Source organism: Cycloclasticus sp., from assembly GCF_019090545.1.
GTDB lineage: Bacteria > Pseudomonadota > Gammaproteobacteria > Methylococcales > Cycloclasticaceae > Cycloclasticus > Cycloclasticus pugetii.
The window spans coordinates 1-3,296 of record NZ_JAHRVT010000018.1 but is presented as its reverse complement, the minus strand read 5'-3'; the positions used below and the strand labels follow the sequence as shown (position 1 = coordinate 3,296).

Sequence of the window (3,296 nt, the reverse complement as noted above, 5' to 3'; positions counted from 1 at the left end):
GCAACATTTAATTGATGGTGATCTGTCGGCAAACAATGGGGGCTGGCAATGGTGTGCCTCAACAGGCTCTGATTCGGTGCCTTACTTTAGAGTTTTTAACCCGGTCACTCAATCACAACGGTTTGATCCAAAGGGTACCTTTATTCGCCACTACCTACCTGAGCTGGCACATTTATCAGATAAAGACATTCATTTACCCAGCGCTAAGAATAGACCGGAGAATTACCCTAGCCCGATTGTTGATTTAAAGCGGGGTCGCTTAAGGGCGCTGTCCGCTTTTAAAGGTGTATAGTCAGCCTATGTTTAGAAAAAAAACCATAGCTTATCTTTTTTTCAGTGTTGTTTTTATCCTGTCCGGATGTGTTGGTATACCAGAGGGGGTAAAACCTGTTGAAAATTTTCAGCTTGAACGATATTTAGGAACATGGCATGAAATTGCGCGGCTAGACCATTCTTTTGAAAGAGGGCTTAGCAAAGTTACCGCAGACTATAGCTTAAGAGAGGACGGTGGTATTAACGTTGTTAACCGTGGGTTTTCAGCCGACAATAATGCTTGGCAAGAAGCCCAAGGTAAAGCTTATTTTGTGAGTGATGCCGATGAAGGGCATTTAAAGGTATCATTTTTTGGCCCCTTTTATGGTTCGTATATTGTTTTTGAGTTGGATACCGTAGGCTATCAATATGCCTTTATATCGGGTCCAGATAAAGACTATTTATGGTTGTTAGCAAGAACGCCTACCGTTAAACCTGAGGTGATAGACAAGTTTATCTCAATGTCAAAATCTATTGGATTTGATACATCGGCGTTAATTTTCGTTAATCAGTAATAGTCCCATATTTAAAGAGAACATGACATGAGCCAACATGATGAACTGCCAACCGAGCACCACGACCCTTTAATTTCCATTTTGCATAAGGCCATAAAAGTGGCTATTAAAATACTGGCTGTCTTGATGGTGCTGGTCATTTTTTGGGGTGTCGCCGATGTTTTCTATGTGATGTATAACCAACTGCTAGCGCCTCCTTTCTTGTTGCTTAGCCTGTCGGATATATTTAAGACCTTCGCTGCTTTTTTAGCGGTTTTAATCGCGATAGAAATTTTTCAAAATATTGTGCTTTACTTAAGGACTGATGTATTCCCGTTAAAATTAGTCGTCGCAACAGCTATGATGGCAATGGCTAGGAAAGTTATCATTATTGACTTTAAGTTTGTCGAGCCTATGCATATGTTTGCTCTAGCGAGTATTATTTTGGCTTTAGGTATCACTTACTACTTGCTAGGAAAGAATCATGATGAGACTGTTGCATCATGAATGCACTATTACTAGTTGCGCATGGTAGCCGACGCAAACAATCGAATGATGAGGTGGCACATTTAGCTGAAAAGCTTAAAAAGAACTGCGCTGAACAATACGATATTGTTAAGCCGGCATTTTTGGAGCTAAGCGATGTATTGATTCCTGAAGGTATTGAGCAGTGTATTGCAGAGGGTGCAACATCAATTACCGTTTTGCCTTACTTTCTTAATTCTGGTCGGCATGTAGTAGAAGATATTCCTAATATTATTAATAGGTGTACAGCTCGGCATGCAAACATCAATATTAGCCTTTCGCCTCACTTAGGCGCTTCTGATTTAATGGTGGATTTATTGATTTCGACCGCGGTTAACTCGACATTAGTGAGCGCTTAAGCGGCCAGCGATCTTTTTTTAATAAAAGTAACAAACAGCACGGCCCAAAAAACAGCACTTAATAGAGTAAATTCAACCGGCATCTGTATGCTGACAGAGGACAGTTTACTGGCAGCCCAATATGAAGCTGGGCCAAATAAGCCTCCCAATAAAGCGGCAAGCTTTAGCTTACCGCTTAACCAGCGGTAACACTGTTCAAACGTAATAGAAAAAAGCAGCCAAAGTAACACTAACCAAAAAGGTAGAGTCGGGCCATCAGCAGCAAACTGAATAAACTCAAGCTTGGCTAAACTCCAATCTGCCAGGCAACCGCTTATAAACATTAAAAGCTTCGGCAAGGCGTACGATAAATAATCTTTTTGCTTTGTCTTATATAGGTCGAGCAGCAAATAAAGCAAAATCAAAGCGATTGAGACTAAGTAAAGCAAACTGTCGTGGCATGAAACGAGGACTAGCCAACCAGTCTGAAATAATAAAACAGTTTGCCACAGCTTGATTGTTATGTCTCCAGTGCTACTAATGACATTGGAACCCGCGCCATAGGCTTAACTAAATGCAACTGCGATACACTGATTACCTGTTCTTTAAAGCCACCTTCGCAATAACTGAAATAATATGCCCACATCCTAATAAACTCATCACTAAAGCCTTGTGCCTTTACCTCTTGAATATTATTTTTAAACGATTTGTTCCATTCATTTAACGTTCTTGCGTAATGCATACCGAAGTCATCCATATTGGTCATTCGCAAATCACTCGATTTAGTTAGGCTGTGGCTAATCGCGTTAATAGACGGTATACAACTACCAGGAAAAATATAGCGCTTTATAAAGTCGACATCTTTTTTTGCGCTATTAAATCGCTGGTCACTAATAGTAATGGCTTGAATAAGCATCTCACCATCGTCTTTTAAAAGCGCACTACATTTTGAAAAGAAGGTGTCAAAGTATTGATGACCTACCGCTTCGATCATTTCTATTGACACTAACTTATCATACTGCCCTGTCAGCTCACGATAGTCTTGTTTTAACAGCGTAATCTTGTTGCTTAAACCTGCATTGTCAATTTGTTGTTGTGCATAGGCGTATTGTTCTTCAGAAATTGTAGTTGTGGTGACATGGCAGCCATAGTGTTTAGCCGCGTACATCGCAAAACCACCCCAGCCTGTGCCAATTTCAATCACTTGATCTTCTGGCCTTAACTTTAAACGAGTACAAATCCTTTCTAATTTATTGGTCGAGGCTTGTTCCATTGTGTCATCTGGTTGGTAAAAAATACCCGATGAATACATCATCGTTGGATCCAGAAATAGCTTAAAGAAATCATTACCGAGGTCGTAGTGCGCAACGATATTACTTTTACTTCCCTTATGCGTATTCTTGTTTAACCAGTGAAATGCTTTTTTAATGGGGCTTGTAAAGCTCGCCAAACCAGTCTCCATTGAGTCCATAACGGATTGGTTTAACGCAAACAGCTGAATAACCTTGGTTAGATCAGGTGTGCGCCAATAATCATTTATATAAGATTCGGCAGCCCCTATGCTACCGCCTAAAGCGATATACCAATAAAATTCGTTATTTAAAACGTTTATTTCTACGACTAAATC

The 3,296-nt window shown here is 40.2% G+C and carries 6 protein-coding genes; 4 read left to right on the top strand and 2 right to left on the bottom strand.

Features of this window, described 5'->3' with window-relative positions; translation table 11 throughout:
* From KUG63_RS03830 to KUG63_RS03815, 4 genes are all read left to right on the top strand, one after another.
* Window positions 1-292, top strand: a 292-nt coding sequence (locus KUG63_RS03830) for an FAD-binding domain-containing protein (protein WP_287554108.1), incomplete at its 5' end; no start/stop codon positions are given.
* Between the two features lie 7 nt (window positions 293-299).
* Window positions 300-827: a lipocalin family protein gene (locus KUG63_RS03825; protein WP_287554107.1), complete on the top strand. Its 528-nt coding sequence runs from the start codon at window positions 300-302 to the stop codon at window positions 825-827.
* 27 nt (window positions 828-854) lie between these two features.
* Window positions 855-1,313 (top strand): phosphate-starvation-inducible PsiE family protein, encoded by a 459-nt coding sequence (locus KUG63_RS03820; protein ID WP_287554106.1) that lies wholly within the window; start codon window positions 855-857, stop codon window positions 1,311-1,313.
* Entirely contained in the window at window positions 1,310-1,690 is a 381-nt protein-coding gene (locus KUG63_RS03815; RefSeq protein WP_020932864.1) for a sirohydrochlorin chelatase, read from the top strand. Before KUG63_RS03820 ends, KUG63_RS03815 begins: the two co-directional genes overlap by 4 nt.
* Here KUG63_RS03815 and KUG63_RS03810 read toward each other — a convergent pair.
* Both KUG63_RS03810 and KUG63_RS03805 read right to left on the bottom strand, forming a co-directional pair.
* Complete coding sequence (locus KUG63_RS03810) at window positions 1,687-2,181, bottom strand: DUF2878 family protein (RefSeq protein ID WP_287554110.1); 495 nt, start codon at window positions 2,179-2,181, stop codon at window positions 1,687-1,689. The genes KUG63_RS03815 and KUG63_RS03810 overlap by 4 nt on opposite strands.
* Before the next feature lie 8 nt (window positions 2,182-2,189).
* A partial coding sequence (locus KUG63_RS03805; protein WP_287554104.1) for a cyclopropane-fatty-acyl-phospholipid synthase family protein occupies window positions 2,190-3,296 on the bottom strand: 1,107 nt, incomplete at its 5' end.

Bases quoted from the DNA above. Each gene is read 5' to 3' on its own strand.
- KUG63_RS03825 (WP_287554107.1), top strand. From the start codon at position 300: ATGTTTAGAAAAAAAACCATAGCTTATCTTTTTTTCAGTGTTGTTTTT.
- KUG63_RS03820 (WP_287554106.1), top strand. From the start codon at position 855: ATGAGCCAACATGATGAACTGCCAACCGAGCACCACGACCCTTTAATT.
- KUG63_RS03815 (WP_020932864.1), top strand. From the start codon at position 1,310: ATGAATGCACTATTACTAGTTGCGCATGGTAGCCGACGCAAACAATCG.